The organism is Rossellomorea aquimaris (assembly GCF_001877785.1).
Taxonomy (GTDB): Bacteria; Bacillota; Bacilli; order Bacillales; family Bacillaceae_B; genus Rossellomorea; species Rossellomorea aquimaris_A.
On sequence record NZ_MINN01000018.1, the window covers coordinates 1 to 463 of the forward strand.

Here is a 463-nt window from a genome sequence, read left to right on the forward strand (position 1 = left end):
TTGTACGCAAATCAGCTTTATGCACTGGCGCGGTGAAGACAAAGCCGGGCTCGATGACATCATTGCGGATTTCGAAGAAGCGAATCCTGATATTCGCGTAGAACAGAACATCTATCCATCCGACCAGTACCAAGCGACAGCACAACGCATGCTGCAGGAAGGATCGACGGGAGATGTCTTCACGTCATTCCCGGGTGCGCAATTTGAATCCATCGAAAGCGCCGGCTTTTTTGAAGACTTGAGCGGAGAAGAATTCGTCTCAAATTTTGACGAAAGCCTGATCTCTGTCGGCCAAAAAGACGGTACGCAGTTCGCGCTTCCGTATCAATTGGTCTTCAATATGCCCGTCTATAACAAAGGCATGTTCGATGAACTGGGGCTTGAAGTGCCGAAGAGCTGGACTGAGTTCCAGGAAATGGCCGATACTTTGCTTGAAAATGACATCACGCCGATCGCCTTCCCC

The 463-nt window shown here is 49.9% G+C and carries 1 protein-coding gene; it reads left to right on the forward strand.

Annotated features, from left to right (window positions below; translation table 11 throughout):
* On the forward strand, positions 1-463 hold a 463-nt coding region (locus BHE18_RS00655; protein WP_141771791.1), incomplete at both ends, for an ABC transporter substrate-binding protein.